14 protein-coding genes are annotated in these 16,201 nt (G+C 68.5%); 11 read left to right on the top strand and 3 right to left on the bottom strand.

The genetic code is table 11. The annotated features are described in order from the left end of the window. Positions 1-5: 5 nt before the first annotated feature. Complete coding sequence (locus tag ACSBPH_RS03230; RefSeq protein WP_442576174.1) at positions 6-992, bottom strand: hypothetical protein; 987 nt, start codon at positions 990-992, stop codon at positions 6-8. A 303-nt stretch (positions 993-1,295) separates the two neighbouring features. Next, positions 1,296-2,165, bottom strand: coding sequence for a CPBP family intramembrane glutamic endopeptidase (locus tag ACSBPH_RS03225; protein ID WP_442576173.1), 870 nt, complete (start codon positions 2,163-2,165; stop codon positions 1,296-1,298). Positions 2,166-2,323: 158 nt separating this feature from the next. Here ACSBPH_RS03225 and ACSBPH_RS03220 point away from each other — a divergent pair, with 158 nt between their 5' ends. The 3 genes from ACSBPH_RS03220 to ACSBPH_RS03210 all read left to right on the top strand — a co-directional run bounded on the left by ACSBPH_RS03220 (position 2,324) and on the right by ACSBPH_RS03210 (position 7,067). Then, on the top strand, positions 2,324-4,171 hold the full coding sequence (locus tag ACSBPH_RS03220) for an ABC transporter family substrate-binding protein (RefSeq protein ID WP_442576172.1): 1,848 nt from the start codon (positions 2,324-2,326) through the stop codon (positions 4,169-4,171). Positions 4,172-4,354: 183 nt separating this feature from the next. Beyond that, the gene (locus tag ACSBPH_RS03215) at positions 4,355-5,872 is read left to right on the top strand and encodes an ABC transporter permease (RefSeq protein ID WP_442576171.1); all 1,518 of its coding nucleotides are present in this window, start codon (positions 4,355-4,357) and stop codon (positions 5,870-5,872) included. Between the two features lies 1 nt (position 5,873). Further along, the gene (locus ACSBPH_RS03210) at positions 5,874-7,067 is read left to right on the top strand and encodes an ABC transporter permease (RefSeq protein ID WP_442576170.1); all 1,194 of its coding nucleotides are present in this window, start codon (positions 5,874-5,876) and stop codon (positions 7,065-7,067) included. Positions 7,068-7,077: 10 nt separating this feature from the next. On the opposite strand, the gene ACSBPH_RS03205 is transcribed toward ACSBPH_RS03210, so the two are convergent. Further along, positions 7,078-7,686, bottom strand: a complete 609-nt coding sequence (locus tag ACSBPH_RS03205; RefSeq protein WP_442576169.1) for a PH domain-containing protein — start codon at positions 7,684-7,686, stop codon at positions 7,078-7,080. Between the two features lie 31 nt (positions 7,687-7,717). Here ACSBPH_RS03205 and ACSBPH_RS03200 point away from each other — a divergent pair, with 31 nt between their 5' ends. The 8 genes from ACSBPH_RS03200 (at position 7,718) to ACSBPH_RS03165 (ending at position 16,200) form a co-directional block, all read left to right on the top strand. Next, a complete protein-coding gene (locus tag ACSBPH_RS03200) occupies positions 7,718-9,529 on the top strand; it encodes a dipeptide ABC transporter ATP-binding protein (RefSeq protein WP_442576168.1) in 1,812 nt (603 codons plus the stop codon). Positions 9,530-9,720: 191 nt separating this feature from the next. Then, positions 9,721-11,631, top strand: coding sequence for a translational GTPase TypA (typA, locus tag ACSBPH_RS03195; RefSeq protein WP_442576167.1), 1,911 nt, complete (start codon positions 9,721-9,723; stop codon positions 11,629-11,631). Positions 11,632-11,711: 80 nt separating this feature from the next. Continuing rightward, positions 11,712-12,473 (top strand): AzlC family ABC transporter permease, encoded by a 762-nt coding sequence (locus ACSBPH_RS03190; protein WP_442576166.1) that lies wholly within the window; start codon positions 11,712-11,714, stop codon positions 12,471-12,473. After that, positions 12,470-12,784 (top strand): AzlD domain-containing protein, encoded by a 315-nt coding sequence (locus tag ACSBPH_RS03185; protein WP_442576165.1) that lies wholly within the window; start codon positions 12,470-12,472, stop codon positions 12,782-12,784. The genes ACSBPH_RS03190 and ACSBPH_RS03185 overlap by 4 nt, the downstream gene beginning before the upstream one ends. 26 nt (positions 12,785-12,810) lie before the next feature. Next, positions 12,811-13,221, top strand: coding sequence for a histidinol dehydrogenase (locus tag ACSBPH_RS03180; RefSeq protein WP_442576164.1), 411 nt, complete (start codon positions 12,811-12,813; stop codon positions 13,219-13,221). 4 nt (positions 13,222-13,225) lie between these two features. Then, complete coding sequence (gene fdxA / locus ACSBPH_RS03175) at positions 13,226-13,546, top strand: ferredoxin (RefSeq protein ID WP_442576163.1); 321 nt, start codon at positions 13,226-13,228, stop codon at positions 13,544-13,546. Positions 13,547-13,548: 2 nt separating this feature from the next. Beyond that, complete coding sequence (dapC, locus tag ACSBPH_RS03170; protein ID WP_442576162.1) at positions 13,549-14,655, top strand: succinyldiaminopimelate transaminase; 1,107 nt, start codon at positions 13,549-13,551, stop codon at positions 14,653-14,655. Between the two features lie 246 nt (positions 14,656-14,901). Continuing rightward, on the top strand, positions 14,902-16,200 hold the full coding sequence (locus ACSBPH_RS03165; RefSeq protein WP_442576161.1) for a citrate synthase: 1,299 nt from the start codon (positions 14,902-14,904) through the stop codon (positions 16,198-16,200). The last annotated feature ends 1 nt before the right edge of the window (position 16,201 follow it).

Below are 16,201 nucleotides of genomic sequence, written 5' to 3'. Positions count from 1 at the left end.
CGGGCTCAGGGGGAGGGGACCACGCGGTGGGGAGCGGCAGGCGCGACGGCTCGTCGGAGCGAGAAGAGCGCCGCCGGATTCTCGGGCTGCACCGGCCGAAGCCCGTGGCCGAGAAGCAGCGTGCGCAGGGGATCGACGGTCGTCGCCTCGAACCAGCCCCAGTGGGCGACGGCCTTGAGCTGCTCGCGCAGACGCGCGTCGCGCTGCCACTGACGCTTGAGGATCTCGACAGGGCTGCCGTAGCGCCCGTCGTATTTGAGGTCGCCATCCGATTCCCCCGCGACCCCGAGCTCGGGCCAGAGGAAGTCCGGGCGGTCGACTTCCCCCGTGCGCGACCGGAGAGACACCTGCAGCGAGGCAGGGGGGAAGCCCAGCCACTCGAGTGCCGCACGGCTGACCGACTCGACAGCCGTCGCGGCAAGTGGAGTCGCGTTGTGCAGAGGCCAGCGGGCGATCGCTCGTCCTCGTTTGCTGGATCTGCTCTCGTTGAGTGCCACGAGCATGGCCCTACTCAGCGCCGGATCGGCGCGGAGGGCAGCGTCCGCGACCGCGAGACCGATCGCCGGGTGGCGCGTGCGAGCGATGTCGACGGCCGTGTCGGCCGCGCTGGTGAGGAGCATCCCGCCGAGCTGCACCAGTTTCCGATCGTATGTCCCGTTGTGGATCCTCACACCGGCGACCAGACGCGCCGTGGTGCCGGGTCCGGCCAGCACGTGCACCACGACCGGATCTCCGAAGATGGGCAGTCCCAGCAGGACGGCGGCCGACTCGTGACTGAACAGTGCGTCGGGCCGCGCGACGGCGACGGCGTGCACGCGAGCGAGGTAGCGGTCCCACGGCGCGAGTTTCTCCCACTGGCGCGTGTCCGCGTATACGCCGGCGCGGAGCGGAACGATCTCACCTCGCCGGACGGCACGCTCGGGATGAGCGACATCGCGAGACCGCAGCAGTGCAATCGGGCTCGGAGCGACGGAGGCGATGGTCTGCAGCATCCGTCCACTCTCGTGCTCACCGCCCACCTGATCCGCCCCATTCCCGCCGTTCCGTGGCTCCACGCCGTCGACGCGCGCTTGGGGAGGAGCCGCGTCGCGTCGCCCGCAACCCGTGAGCCTCCACCCGAGCGCCGAGAGCGCGGGGCGCCCCCACGGTCTCGGCGCTCAGATGGAGGCTCACCGTTCCGGCGGGGTCGGCGGGGGTCGGCGGGGGTCGGCGGGGGTCGGCGGGGGTCGGCGGGGTCAGCGGGGCGGGAAGAGGGCGGGGGAGACCGGCCGTCAGAGGGCGGGGGAGACCGGCCGTCAGAGGGTGGGGGAGCCGGACGGGGTGGGCGTGGGGGACGGGGTCGGCGAAGGCGGCGGGCCGAAGACGCCGGGCCAGAGCGCGGCGGCGAGGGGGTAGCCGACGAAGGCCACCACGTCCAGGAGCGTGTGCGCGATCACGAGGGGCATGACGCGGCCCCACCGCTTGTAGCACCAGCCGAAGACGACGCCCATCACGAAGTTGCCGACGATCGCACCGATGCCCTGGTAGGCGTGGTACGCGCCGCGCAGCGCGGCGGTCGACAGGATGATCGCCCACCAGTTCCATCCGAGGCGGCGGAGCCGATCGAAGAGGTAGGCGATGAAGATCACCTCTTCGGTCAGGCCCGCCCGGATCGCCGAGAGGACGAGCAGCGGCACCGTCCACCACGCGGCGTCCAGCGGCGAGGCGACGACGGCGACCGTCAGGCCCAGAGCGCGCCCGACGGCATAGAGGCCCAGTCCCGGGATCCCGATGACGGCGGCGAGCAGGATGCCTCGGCCGAGGTCGCCGCCGAAGCGCGTGAAGTCGAGTCCGATCCGGCGGAGGGCGTTCGTGCCCGGTTCCCAGAGCAGGTAGATCACGAGCCCCACGAGCGCCAGCGCGAAGAACACCGCGAGCAGCTGATACAGGATGTCCCAGAAGGCCTGCACATCGCGGGAGGGGTTCACCTGCGCCTGCTGCTGGCCGAGCGGGACCGGCGTGAGAAGCCGCCGGATGAGCGTCAGCACGGAGTAGATCGCGGACTGGCCGACCGTCACGGCGAGGACGAGGCAGACCTCCCACGTGTACCTGCTGCGGTCGAAAGATCCGTGCGCGGGAATCGTAGTGGGTTCTCTCCCATTCAAGGGTCCACCAGGCGCGGTCATCTTGTCAGATTGCCACACTCGAGGTCGATTGAGTTAAGGCTCTGTAACGTTTTGGCCGATCCTTTTGACCATCTCAAAGGGCGTGCTTATCGTTTCTTCATCCGCGCGCCGCCGAGTCCCTGCTCGACGTGTGCGCACAACCCTGCACAGGAGGAACAGTGAGAATTAAGCGCATCTCGGCCGCGGTGGCACTCACCGCAGCCGGCGCACTCGTGATCTCGGGCTGCGCCGCCGGTGGCGGCGACAACAACGGCGACGACTCCGGTCTCGTCGAGGGCTCGTCGATCACGGCTGCGTGGAACCAGGCGTTCTATTCGATGAACGGCAACACGTCGTACGGCAACGCGACCGCCAACAACAACATCAACTACCTGACGCTCGACGGCTTCAACTACTACAACAACACGCCCGAGCTCGTGAAGAACGAGTCCTTCGGTTCGTACGAGGTCGTCAGCGAAGACCCGCTCACCGTCAAGTACACGGTCGCCGACGGCGTCAACTGGTCGGACGGCACCCCCGTCGACGCAGCCGACCTGCTGCTCAACTGGGCCGCCCTCTCGCGTTCGCTCGACACGCCGGACTTCGACCCGGGCGAGTACACCGACCCCGACACGGGTGAGTTCACCGACGCCTTCCCGACCGACGTCGTCTACTTCGACTCGGGCGCCACGAAGACGGCCGGCCTCGGTCTCGTCACGAAGACCCCGAAGATCAGCGACGACAACCGGTCGATCACGATGATCTACGACCAGCCCTTCGTCGACTGGGAGCTCTCGTTCCCGTCGCCGCTTCCGGCTCACGTCGTCGGCAAGAACGCCCTCGGCATCTCGGACAGCAAGGAAGCCAAGGACGCCGTCATCAAGGCGATCCAGGATGACGACGCCGCGGCCCTCGCGCCGATCTCGGCCTTCTGGAACTCGGGCTTCAACTTCACGAAGCTCCCGGACGACCCCGAGCTCTACCTCGCGAGCGGCCCGTACATGATCACCGACTTCGTCGCGGACCAGTACATCACCCTCAAGGCGAACCCCGAGTACAAGGGTGACAACAAGCCGAAGATCGAGGAGATCACGGTTCGCTTCATCCCCGACCCGCTCGCGGCGGTGCAGGCCCTCCAGAACGGTGAGGTCGACATCATCTCGCCCCAGGCGACGGCCGACATCAAGACGGCGCTCGACGCACTCGACGGCATCACGGTCAAGACCGGTGTCGAGGGCACGTACGAGCACGTCGACCTGCAGTTCGACCAGGGTAAGAACTCGCAGAACATCTTCTCGAACGCCAAGGCGCGCGAGGCCTTCATGAAGGTGATCCCCCGCCAGGAGATCGTCGACACGCTCATCAAGCCGATCGTCGGCGAGGACGCGCTCCTGCGCAGCTCGCAGATCTTCGTCCCGGGCGCCAAGGGCTACGACGAGTCGGTCAAGGAGAACGGCTCTTCCGCATACGCCGACGTCGACATCGAGGGTGCCAAGGCGCTCCTCGCCGAGTCGGGCATCACCGACACGTCGGTCTGCATCCTCTACGCCGCCAACAACCCGCGTCGTGTCAACGAGTTCGCCCTCATCCAGGCTTCGGCCGCCAAGGCGGGCTTCAACGTCACCGACTGCGGTTCGAACGACTGGGGCGGCCTCCTCGGCACGCCGGGCGCCTACGACGCATCGCTCTTCGGCTGGCAGTCGACGAGCCTCGGTGTGACGAACTCGCTCCCGACGTTCCAGACCGGCGGCATCAACAACCTCAACTTCTACTCGAACGCTGAGGTCGACGACATCGTCGCGAAGCTGAACACCGAGTTCGACGCCGACAAGCAGATCGAACTCGAGAAGCAGCTCGACAAGGCACTGTGGGGCGACTTCTACGGTGTGACGATCTTCCAGTTCCCGGGCGTCACCGCCTACAGCGACCGTGTGTCGGGTATCGATCCGTCGATCCTCGCTCCCACGATCTTCTGGAACGCGTGGGACTGGTCGGTCACCGACTCCGGCGCATCGTCGGGGGAGTAATCCGCAACAGGGTCTTCGTCGGGCCACGGCCGGACTGAAGCACCGAGGTGGGGTGCAGGTTCCCCGAAAGGGGGACCTGCACCTCGCCCGCGTTAGACTCCTCCTAGCGGCCGGGCATGCGGACGAGGTAACCTCCGGCTCCGCGCGCCCGCGCCGATTCACCGATTGGCAGGCGGCCACACCATGGCTTCATTCATTCTTCGGCGGCTGATCGCATCGATCTTCGTGCTGTTCGCCGCAACATTCCTGATGTACATCCTCGTCTCCTTCGCGGGTGACCCCCTCGACGACCTGAGACAGAGCAGTGCACCGAACAAGGCCGAGCTCATCCAGGCTCGCACCAAGCTCCTCAACCTCGACGTCCCGCCCCCGCTGCGCTACTTCCTGTGGCTCGGTGGGATCTTCCGCGGAAACTTCGGCGTCAGCATCCAGAACCAGCCGGTCAACGCGCTGCTGGCGAACGCGATCACGTCAACGCTGACACTGGTCACGACCGCCACGGTGCTGGCGATCCTCCTCGGCCTCACCGTGGGCATCGTGTCGGCGCTGCGCCAGTACAGCGGCTTCGACTACAGCGTCACGCTGATGGCCTTCCTGTTCTTCTCGCTGCCGATCTTCTGGGTCGCCGTGCTCCTCAAGCAGTACGGTGCGATCCAGCTGAACAACTGGCTGAACGAGCCGACCATCGCGATACCCGTGATCATCGTGATGAGCCTCATCGCGGGCCTCATCTGGATGTCGCTCATCGGCGGCCGATGGCAGCGGAAGCTCATCGTCTTCGGCGTCGCCGCCGTCGCCACGGGCGCCGTCCTCGCGTTCCTCTCGGTGACGCAGTGGTTCGCCGACCCGAGCATCGGGATCGCCGTCTACGCCGTCCTCGCAATCGGCATCGCATTCGGCATCACCGCGATCTCGACCGGTCTGCGAAACCGCAAGGCGCTCTACGCCTCGCTCATCGTGGCCGTGATCGGCATCGCGCTGTACTACCCGATGATGAACTCGCTCCTCAACGGGATGACGCTGTGGCTCTTCCTGCTGTTCGCGGTGCTGACGCTCATCGTCAGCGGTGCCATCGGCTGGTTCATGGGCGCTCCCGACCGCGGTCCCGTCGTCCGCACGACGATGATCGTCGGGTTCCTGACGGCGGGCCTCATCGCGCTCGACAAGTACATGTCGTACTGGCAGGCGTACGCCAACTCCAGCCGCGTGCGCGGTCGTCCGATCGCGACCGTCGGCGCGTCCACACCGGGTCTCGGCGGCAACTTCTGGGTGCAGGGCATCGACCTGTTCACTCACCTGCTGCTGCCGACGATCGCTATCATCCTCATCTCGTTCGCGAGCTACACGCGCTACTCCCGCGCGAGCCTGCTCGAGGTGATGAACCAGGACTACATCCGCACGGCGCGAGCCAAGGGCCTCACGCAGCGCACGGTGATCGTTCGCCACGCGTTCCGCAACGCGCTCATCCCGATCACGACCGTCATCGCGTTCGACGTGGGCGCTCTGATCGGTGGCGCGGTCATCACCGAGACGGTCTTCGGATGGGTCGGCATGGGCCGGCTCTTCGTGAACGGCCTCGCAGCGTCCGACCCGAACCCCGTCATGGCGTTCTTCGTCGTGACCGGAACGCTCGCGGTGCTGTTCAACCTCATCGCGGACCTCGTCTATGCGGGCCTCGACCCGAGAATCAAGGTGGGCTGACATGAACACCACAGTCACTCAAGAGCCCGCGACGGGAGAGGACTCGGCACGCGCCGAGATCTCGATCGAGCAGAGGGAGACCGAGGGGCTCAGCCAGGGACAGATCGTCCGGCGGCGGTTCTTGCGCCACCGCGGCGCCATGATCTCGATCATCGTGCTCGCGATCATCGTCGTCCTGGCCTTCACATCGGTCGGCGTGAACCTGTGGGGCCTTCGCATCCACGGCTGGTGGCAGTACTCCTGGGATGAGATCCCGCCGAAGGTCAACAACGGCGTTCCCACCCTGAGCATCGTGCCGTTCCAGATCGGCGAGCACCCCTTCGGGCAGGACGAGGTCGGCCGCGACATCTTCGCCGTGGTCATGCGCGGCGCGCAGCAGTCGATCATGGTGATGGTCATCGCCGGCGTCGTCGCGACCGTCATCGGCGTCGTGATCGGTGCCTTCGCGGGCTACTACCGCTCGCGCACCGACTCGATCCTGATGCGCTTCACCGACATCGTCATCACCATCCCGCTCATCGTGATCGGGTCGGTGCTGGGCCACGCCTTCGGCAGCCTCGGCGCCGCGGTGCTCGGCATCGTCATCGGGCTCTTCGCCTGGACGACGATGGCCAGGCTCGTCCGGGGTGAGTTCCTGTCGCTGCGGGAGCGCGAGTTCGTCGACGCCGCGCGTGTCTCGGGCGCGCGCGACCGCCGCATCATCTTCCGCCACATCCTGCCCAATGCCGTCGGCGTCATCGTCGTCAACGCGACGCTGCTGATGGCCGGTGCGATCCTGCTCGAGTCCGCGCTGAGCTACCTCGGCTTCGGCGTGCAGTCGCCCGACACGTCGCTCGGAAAGATCGTCTCCGACAACCAGGCCGCGTTCTCGACGCGCCCGTGGCTGTTCTGGTGGCCGGGTATGTTCATCATCGCGATCGCGCTGTGCGTGAACTTCATCGGCGACGGCCTGCGGGACGCCTTCGACCCGCGCCAGAAGAAGAAGCCGAGCGAGCGCGCAATGGCCCGTGCCGGGCGTGCCGGCGGTCCTGTCGCCCCCATCCTCGACACCACGGAGCCGGAGCCGACGCACCCCGCGTCGGTGACGGTCGCCGGTGAAGCGGTGTACGCGAGCGAGGACATCGTGAACTATCACGACCCGCGCCCGGAGCACCCCGGCGACCCGACGAACGAGCCGCTCAATCCGGAACGGTGACCTCGTGCTGCTAGACCAGCAGGCCGATCGCCGTCGCGGCGACCAGGAGGCCGATGACCGTGATCGTGGCCCAGTGCCACGTCGCGGTCTCGGCTTCCGGGTCCTCGCCGGCGGCGAGGAGTCCCGTCTCGCGCAGCTGCTCCCAATGACCGCGGATGACCTGAGCGAGGTTGCCGGTGGGTGTCGTCACGGCGTCCGCCGGCCGCAGCTCGCCGAATTCGCCTCGGGCCGACTCGCCGACGCCGTCGAAGTCCTTGCGCGCAAGGCCCAGCGTGCGGTGGCGACCGGGAGCGGGAGCGGCCCAGACGGGCACCTTGCGCCGGGACGTGTACAGCGTCAGCGAGTAGCGGGTCTCGATGCGGCGGATCGCGGGCCACGGCAGGAAGTACGTCCGCAGGACGTTCTCCACCGTGATGCCGTGCTGCTGCACTCGCAGAGTGGGGCGCCAGAACAGCGCCCAGGCCACCGCCGCGACGAGGACGATCGGCCACGCGTAGCGCAGCGCCGCGGCGGGGTCGCCCCAGAACAGCGCGACGATACCGACAGCGCACACGACAACGGTGCTGACAGCGAGGGCACGGCCGAAGACCGGCCGGTAAACGACCTCCTGGAACGCCATGAACCCAAGCTTCGCAGATAGGACATCACGAATGACTGACACGAAGGGCCTCGACGCCGACACCACGGCGTCGCGCGACACGCTGCCCGAGCGGATCCTCGAGGTCGAGAACCTCGGTGTCGAGTTCTGGGTGGAGGGGGAGTTCTACCCCGCCGCCATCGACATGAACTACGTCGTCCGACGGGGCGAAGTGCTCGCCATCGTCGGCGAGTCCGGCTCGGGCAAGAGCACGAGCTCTATGGCGCTCCTGGGCCTGCTGCCCGAGAACGCCCGCGTGACCGGCTCGATCAAGCTCCTCGGACGGGAGCTGCGGGGAGTGGATGACGCGACCCTGCGCTCGCTCCGCGGCAACGAGATCGCGGTCATCTTCCAGGAGCCGATGACGGCGCTCAACCCGGTGTACACCGTGGGCTTCCAGATCATGGAGGCGCTGCGCTCGCACGACCGTGCGATGCCGCCCTCGACGGCGAAGGAGCGTGCGATCGAGCTCCTGAGCATGGTCGAGATGCCGAACCCCGAGCAGTCGTTCCACAAGTACCCGCACCAGCTCTCGGGCGGTCAGCGTCAGCGCGCCATGATCGCGCAGTCGATCTCGTGCGACCCCCTGCTCCTCATCGCCGACGAGCCCACGACGGCTCTGGACGTGACGGTGCAGGCCGAGGTCCTCGACCTCATGCGGAGCCTCCACAAGCGCCTCGACTCGGCGATCATCCTCATCACCCACGACATGGGCGTCGTCGCCGACCTCGCCGACCGCATCATGGTGATGAAGAACGGCATCGTCGTGGAGTCCGGGTCTGTCGACGAGATCTTCCACAACCCGCAGCACCCCTATACGCAGCAGCTGCTGGCCGCCGTGCCGCACCTGGGCCTCGGCGTGCTCGAGGAGGTCGACGAGGAGGCGCCGGAGGAGGTCCAGACCGACACCAGGACGGTCCCCGCGATCTCGGCGATCCGCGAGCGCGCCACCGAGTCCTCCGAAGAGACCGCCGAGACGCGCACGCCGATCCTGTCGTTCGAAGACGTCTCGATCGAGTACCCCAAGCGCGGCCGCATCCCGGCGTTCCGCGCCGCGGAGCACATCGACCTGCAGATCTTCCCCGGCGAGATCATGGGTCTCGTGGGCGAGTCCGGGTCGGGCAAGACCACTCTCGGCCGCGCCGCCATCGGCCTCCTCCCCATCGCGGAGGGGAAGCTCACCGTCGTCGGCACCGACATCTCCCACGCGACGCAGAAGGACCTCTTCGCGATCCGCCGCCGCACCGGCATCGTCTTCCAGGACCCGGCGTCCTCGCTCAACCCCCGTATGCCGATCGGACAGTCGATCGGTGAGCCGCTCCTGCTCTCGGGCGAGGCGAAGGGCAAGGAGCTCGACCGGCGCGTCGAGGATCTCCTCGCCCAGGTCGAGCTGCCCATGTCGTACCGCAACCGGTTCCCCCACGAGCTCTCGGGCGGTCAGCGTCAGCGCGTCGGCATCGCCCGCGCCCTCGCGCTCGCGCCGCAGCTCCTCGTGGCGGACGAGCCGACCTCTGCGCTGGACGTGTCGGTGCAGGCGCGCTTCCTCGACCTCCTGCAGGAGCTGCAGCAGGAGCTGCAGTTCGCGTGCCTGTTCATCAGCCACGACCTCGCGGTCGTCGACATCCTGGCCCACCGCATCGCGGTGATGCACCACGGCAAGCTCGTGGAGACGGGGACTCGCGACGAGATCCTCCGCGGCGCGAACGATCCCTACACGCAGCGTCTCATCGCCGCCGTGCCCGTGCCCGACCCCGACGAGCAGCGTCGTCGTCGCGAGGCGCGCGCGGCGCTCCTGGCGGCGTCGGGAGCGCGCGCCGAGAGCTGATTCCGGCCGGAGTCTGCGCACTCCGACCCGCGCGAACCAGCGCGATCCAGCGCGAATGCCGCCCGGTTTCCCCGGGCGGCATTCGCGTATGGACGGGCGATGCCCAGGCAGGGCCGGTAAAGTGGATCAGCCGGCTCTCTCGCATCGTGAGAGGCCGATGACCTCTTCCCCTCTTTCGCAAGGATTCTTTCATGGCGCGCGCTCTCCGCCCCGACCTCCGCAACGTCGCCATCGTCGCGCACGTCGACCACGGCAAGACCACCCTCGTCGACGCCATGCTGCGTCAGACGGGCTCGTTCGGTGAGCACGCCCACGTCGAAGAGCGCGCGATGGACTCGAACGACCTCGAGCGTGAGAAGGGCATCACGATCCTCGCCAAGAACACGGCGATCACCTACAACGGTGCCCACACCGACATCCCGGTGACGATCAACGTGATCGACACCCCGGGCCACGCCGACTTCGGCGGCGAGGTCGAGCGCGGCCTGTCGATGGTCGACGGCGTCGTGCTGCTCGTCGACGCCAGCGAGGGCCCGCTCCCGCAGACGCGCTTCGTGCTGCGCAAGGCGCTCGAGGCGAAGCTCCCGGTCATCCTCCTGGTGAACAAGACCGACCGTCCTGATGCGCGCATCGCCGAGGTCGAGGAGGAGAGCCATGACCTCCTGCTCGGTCTCGCCTCCGACCTCCACGAGGACGTACCCGACCTCGACGTGGACGCGCTGCTCGACGTCCCGGTCGTGTATGCGAGCGGACGCGCCGGCGCGGCATCCCGAAACCGTCCCGCCAATGGCGAGCTGCCCGACAACGACGACCTCGAGCCCCTCTTCGGCGCGATCCTCGAACACGTCCCGGCGCCGTCCTACGACGACGAGGCGCCGCTGCAGGCGTGGGTCACCAACCTCGACTCGAGCCCCTTCCTCGGCCGTCTCGCGCTGCTGCGCGTGTTCAACGGCACGCTGAAGAAGGGCCAGACCGTCGCGTGGGTGCGCCACGACGGGTCGCACTCGAACGCCCGGATCACCGAGCTCCTGAAGACCCGCGCGCTGGAGCGCTACCCCGCCGAGTCGGCGGGACCGGGCGACATCGTCGCGATCGCGGGCTTCGAAGACATCACGATCGGCGAGACCATCGCCGACCCCGAGGACGTGCGTCCGCTTCCCGCGATCCACGTCGACGACCCGGCGATCTCGATGACGATCGGCACGAACACCTCGCCCCTTGTCGGCAAGGTCAAGGGCCACAAGCTCACGGCGCGCATGGTCAAGGACCGCCTCGACCGCGAGCTCATCGGCAACGTCTCGCTCAAGGTCGTCGACATCGGACGACCGGATGCCTGGGAGGTCCAGGGCCGCGGCGAGCTCGCCCTCGCCATCCTCGTCGAGAACATGCGCCGCGAAGGCTTCGAGCTCACGGTCGGCAAGCCCCAGGTCGTGACGAAGAAGGTCGACGGCAAGACGTACGAGCCGTTCGAGCAGCTCACGATCGACGCTCCCGAGGAGTACCTCGGCGCGATCACCCAGCTCCTCGCCTCGCGCAAGGGCCGCATGGAGACCATGACGAACCACGGCACCGGCTGGGTGCGGATGGAGTTCATCGTCCCCTCGCGCGGTCTCATCGGGTTCCGCACCGAGTTCCTCACCACGACGCGCGGCACGGGTATCGCGAACGCGATCTCGCACGGCTACGAGCCGTGGGCGGGGCACATCGTGACGCGTCAGAACGGCTCGATCGTCGCCGACCGCTCGGGTGTCGTGACCCCGTTCGCGATCATCGCGCTGCAGGAGCGCATGTCCTTCTTCGTGCAGCCCACCGAAGAGGTCTACGAGGGAATGGTCATCGGCGAGAACTCGCGCAACGACGACATGGACGTGAACATCACCAAGGAGAAGAAGCTCACCAACATGCGCTCCTCCACGGCCGACACGTTCGAGTCGATGACGCCGCCCCGCCAGCTCTCGCTGGAGGAGAGCCTGGAGTTCGCGCGCGACGACGAATGCGTCGAGGTGACCCCCGAGAAGGTCCGCATCCGCAAGGTCGTCCTCGACGCGACCGAGCGCGGTCGCGCCACCGCGCGGCTCAAGCGCCAGGACGCCAGCGCCTGATCGTCGCCGGCGCGTCCGCCCTGCCACGCCTGGCCGGGCGGACCGGTCGCGAGGTCTGCCGGCCTCGGTAGTCTCGTGACGTGAGTTCCGCCCCCCGCTTCGACGACGCGCATGCGGGCGGCGAAGCACGGCGCGCCGCGCGGCAGGGCCTCGGAGTGGCTCTCGCGACGAGCGCCTACGGCGTGTCGTTCGGCGCCCTCGCGGTCGCGGCGGGACTCGACATCTGGCAGACCTGCGTCCTGAGTCTCGTGATGTTCACGGGCGGCTCGCAGTTCGCCTTCGTCGGGGTCATCGCGTCGGGCGGGCTCGCCGCCGCGCCGGCGGCGATCGCGTCGGCAGCGCTCCTCGGCGTGCGCAACGCCGCCTACGCCATGCGCATGTCGCCGGTGATCGGCTCGGGCTTCTGGAGGCGCGCCGCCGCCTCGCAATTCACGATCGACGAGTCGACGGCGGTCTCGCTCGCTCAGACGACGACCCACGCGCGGCTCGTGGGGTTCTGGGTCACGGGCCTCGGCATCTACGTCGGCTGGAACCTCTCGACCCTCGCCGGGGCGCTCCTGGGTGACGTGCTGGGCGACCCGAAGGCGTACGGGCTGGATGCCGCCGCCGCCGCCGCCTTCCTCGCGCTCCTCTGGCCGCGACTGCGCCGCAGGCAGGCGATCGCCGTCGGGGCGGCCGCCGCCGTCGTCGCGACCGTCCTGACGCCCGCCCTCATGCCGGGGGTGCCCGTGCTCGTCGCGGCGATCGTCGCGGTCGTCGTGGGCTGGTTCAACTGGCTCGGCCGCGACGACGCGCCGCCCGAGGAGCCGTTCGACGTCGCGGAGCGGGAGGGCATGCCGTGACCCTGTGGACCGCCGTGCTCGTGGCATCCGTCATCTGCGTCGCGTGGAAGACCGCCGGCTATCTCGTCCCGCCGAAGATGCTCGAGGCGCCCCGCCCCGCGCGGATCGCCGACCTCCTCACCGTCGCGCTGCTGGCCGCTCTCGTCGCGGTGCAGACGCTCGGGGCCGGCCAGGCCGTCGTCGTCGACGCGCGGGTCCCCGCGGTGCTCGTCGCGGCCGGCCTCCTGGCGCTGCGCGCGCCGTTCCTCGTCGTCGTCGCGGCGGCGGCGGTCGTGGCGGCGCTCCTTCGGCTGTGGGGCTGGGCGGCCTGACAGGATCGCGCGAGTAGAGTCGGCGGGTGCGTTCCTCCTCCGCTCTCGCGCGCGCCGCGACCTGGTTCGTCGCGTTCCTCGTCGGCGCCGTCTACGGCCTCGCGGGGACGATCGCGCACACCTACGCGGTGGGCTGGTTCCCGCTCGGGCTCGTCCTGGCCATCGTCGGCAGCGGAGCGCTGCTGGTTGCGGTGCGCCTGCTCACGGCCGACCGATGGGCTGCCCTCGCGACGGGCCTCGGCATCGCGGTGGCGACGCTCGTGTTCTCCGGTCGCGGACCCGGCGGATCCGTCATCGTTGCGCAGGCGGCGGAGGGGCAGTTCGATGCGGGGCTCGTGTGGACGGTCGCCGTGCTCCTGCTCGTCGTGCTCGTCGTCGCGTGGCCCGACCTGTCGCGCGTCCAACGGGAAGAGCACGCGACGAGCGAACTAGACTGAACCCGTGACGTATGTGATCGCTCTCCCGTGCGTGGATGTGAAAGACCGCGCCTGCATCGACGAATGCCCGGTCGACTGCATCTACGAGGGTGAACGAAGCCTGTACATCCACCCCGATGAGTGCGTCGACTGCGGCGCGTGCGAGCCCGTGTGCCCCGTCGAGGCGATCTACTACGAAGACGATCTGCCCGACGAGTGGCAGGACTACTACAAGGCCAACGTCGAGTTCTTCGACGACGTCGGCTCGCCCGGCGGCGCCGCCAAGGTCGGCGTGATCCACAAGGATCACCCGATCATCGCCGCGCTCCCGCCGCAGGCCCCCTGACCGTGGGCGTCGCCGACCTCGCGGACTATCCGTGGGACGCCGTCGCGCCGTATGCGGCGAAGGCGCGCTCGCACCCCGACGGCATCGTCGACCTCTCGATCGGGTCGCCCGTCGACCCGACGCCGGCCGTCGTCGCCGAGGCGCTCTCGGCCGCGACCGACGCGCACGCCTACCCGCAGACCGTCGGAACGCCGGCTCTTCGCGAAGCGGTCGCCGCGTGGTTCGCGCGGCGGAGGGGAGTGCCGGGCCTGACCCCCGCGCACGTCCTGCCGTCCATCGGCTCGAAGGAGCTCGTCGCGCTCCTTCCTCTCCTGCTGGGCCTCGGGCCCGGGGACGTCGTCGTGCACCCGCGTGCGGCCTATCCCACGTATGAGGTCGGGGCGCGTCTGGTGGGGGCGACGCCGCTCGCCTCCGACGACTCGGGGGAGTGGCCCGAGGGTACCCGCCTGGTCTGGATCAACTCGCCGGGCAATCCCGATGGGCGGGTGTGGGAAGTCGCGGCCCTCCGCGCCGCCGTCACCCGCGCCCGCGAGCTCGGCGCCGTGCTGGCGTCGGACGAGTGCTACGCCGAGCTGGGGTGGGAGTCCCCGTGGGACACCGAGCCGATCCCGTCGGCGCTCGCCCCCCGTGTCACCGACGGCGACCCGACCGGAGTGCTCGCGGCCTACTCGCTCAGCAAGCAGTCGAACCTCGCCGGCTATCGCGCGGCCTTCCTCGCCGGCGACCCCACCATCCTCGAGCGTCTCCTGACCGCCCGCAAGCACCTGGGCCTCATGCTGCCCCAGCCCGTGCAGGCGGCGATGGTCGCGGCCCTCTCGGACGACGCGCACGTCACTGCGCAGAAAGCGCTCTACCGCGCGCGCCGCGATCTGCTCAAGCCCGCCGTCGAGGCGGCGGGATTCCGCATCGACCACAGCGAAGCGGGACTCTACCTCTGGGCCACGGAAGGCCGTGATGCGTGGGAGAGCCTCGACCGGCTCGCGGGGATCGGCATCCTGGCAGGTCCCGGGCATTTCTACGGGACGCACTTCCCGCAGCACGTCCGGTTCTCGCTGACGGCGACCGACGAGCGCATCGCGGCGGCCGCGGACCGACTCCGCTCTCTCTGAAGCCCCGCCTGACGGATCGGGCACGACCACCGGCGGGACGCATCGATACGAGACATCCGTAGCATTCCTCCAGTGGATGCCTCGGGGCTTTGGCGGTGTCAACGGTAGGCCTGGAGGCCAAGTAGGCTGTATTCGTCGCGGCGACGGCACCCGTCGGCGCGTGCGAAGGCTCATGAGCGGGTCACACCCGCCAGGTCGAGCCGACGACACCCCGATCCGATCGAACCGCAATCGCGAGGAGGCGCCGTGACGGACGCGAGCACGCAGCAGGAGAAGGCCACCCTCTCGGTAGGCGATCGCACGGCCGAGTTCCCGGTGCTGCGCGGCACCGACGGCGTGCCCAGCATCGACATGTCGACGCTGACGCGGCAGACGGGGCACACGAGCCTCGATTACGGATTCGTCAACACCTCGGCGACGAAGTCGGCGATCACGTTCATCGACGGCGACCAGGGGATCCTCCGCTACCGCGGCTACCCCATCGAGCAGCTGGCGCAGAACAGTACGTACCTCGAGGTGGCCTGGCTCCTCATCTACGGCGAGCTGCCGACTGCCGACGAACTCGCCGCGTTCGACGAGCGCATCCGTCACCACACGCTGCTGCACGAAGACCTCAAGCGCTTCTTCTCGGCGCTGCCTCACACGGCGCACCCCATGTCGGTGCTGTCGTCGGCGACGGCGGCTCTGTCGACGTACTACGAGGCCGAGTCCGACCCGAACAACCCCGAGCACGTGGAGCTCAACACCATCCGCATGCTTGCGAAGCTCCCGGTCATCGCGGCGTACGCGCACAAGAAGAGCATCGGCCAGGCGTTCCTCTACCCCGACAACTCGCTGAGCTTCGTCGACAACTTCCTCAAGCTCAACTTCGGCGTGCTGAGCGAGCTGTACGAGATCAACCCCGTGATGTCGCGTGCGCTCGAGCGCCTGCTCATCCTGCACGAAGACCACGAGCAGAACGCCTCCACCTCGACGGTGCGCCTGGTCGGATCGACGGGCGCCAACCAGTTCTCGTCGATCTCGGCGGGCATCAACGCCCTCTACGGCCCCCTTCACGGCGGCGCCAACGAAGCAGTCCTCGAGATGCTCGCGCGGATCCGCGACTCGGGCGAGAGCGTCCAGCGCTTCGTCGAGCGCGTCAAGAACAAGGAAGACGGCGTGAAGCTCATGGGCTTCGGGCACCGGGTGTACAAGAACTACGACCCGCGCGCCAAGCTCGTCAAGCAGTCGGCCGATGAGGTGCTCACCGAGCTCGGCGTGCACGACCCGCTCCTCGATCTCGCCAAGGAGCTCGAAGAGATCGCGCTCAACGACGACTACTTCAAGGAGCGTCGCCTGTACCCGAACGTGGACTTCTACACCGGCGTCATCTACAAGGCGATGGGCTTTCCGACGCGGATGTTCACGGTGCTCTTCGCGATCGGCCGCCTGCCCGGCTGGCTGGCGCACTGGCGTGAGATGCAGTCCGACCCGCAGACCAAGATCGGTCGCCCCCAGCAGCTCTACGTGGGCGCTCAGCAGCGCAACTACCCGGGCGTCGACTGAC

The organism is Microbacterium sp. F51-2R (assembly GCF_052180235.1).
GTDB lineage: Bacteria > Actinomycetota > Actinomycetes > Actinomycetales > Microbacteriaceae > Microbacterium.
Note: the sequence above shows the minus strand (reverse complement) of the source record. Positions and strands in the feature narration are given on the sequence as shown.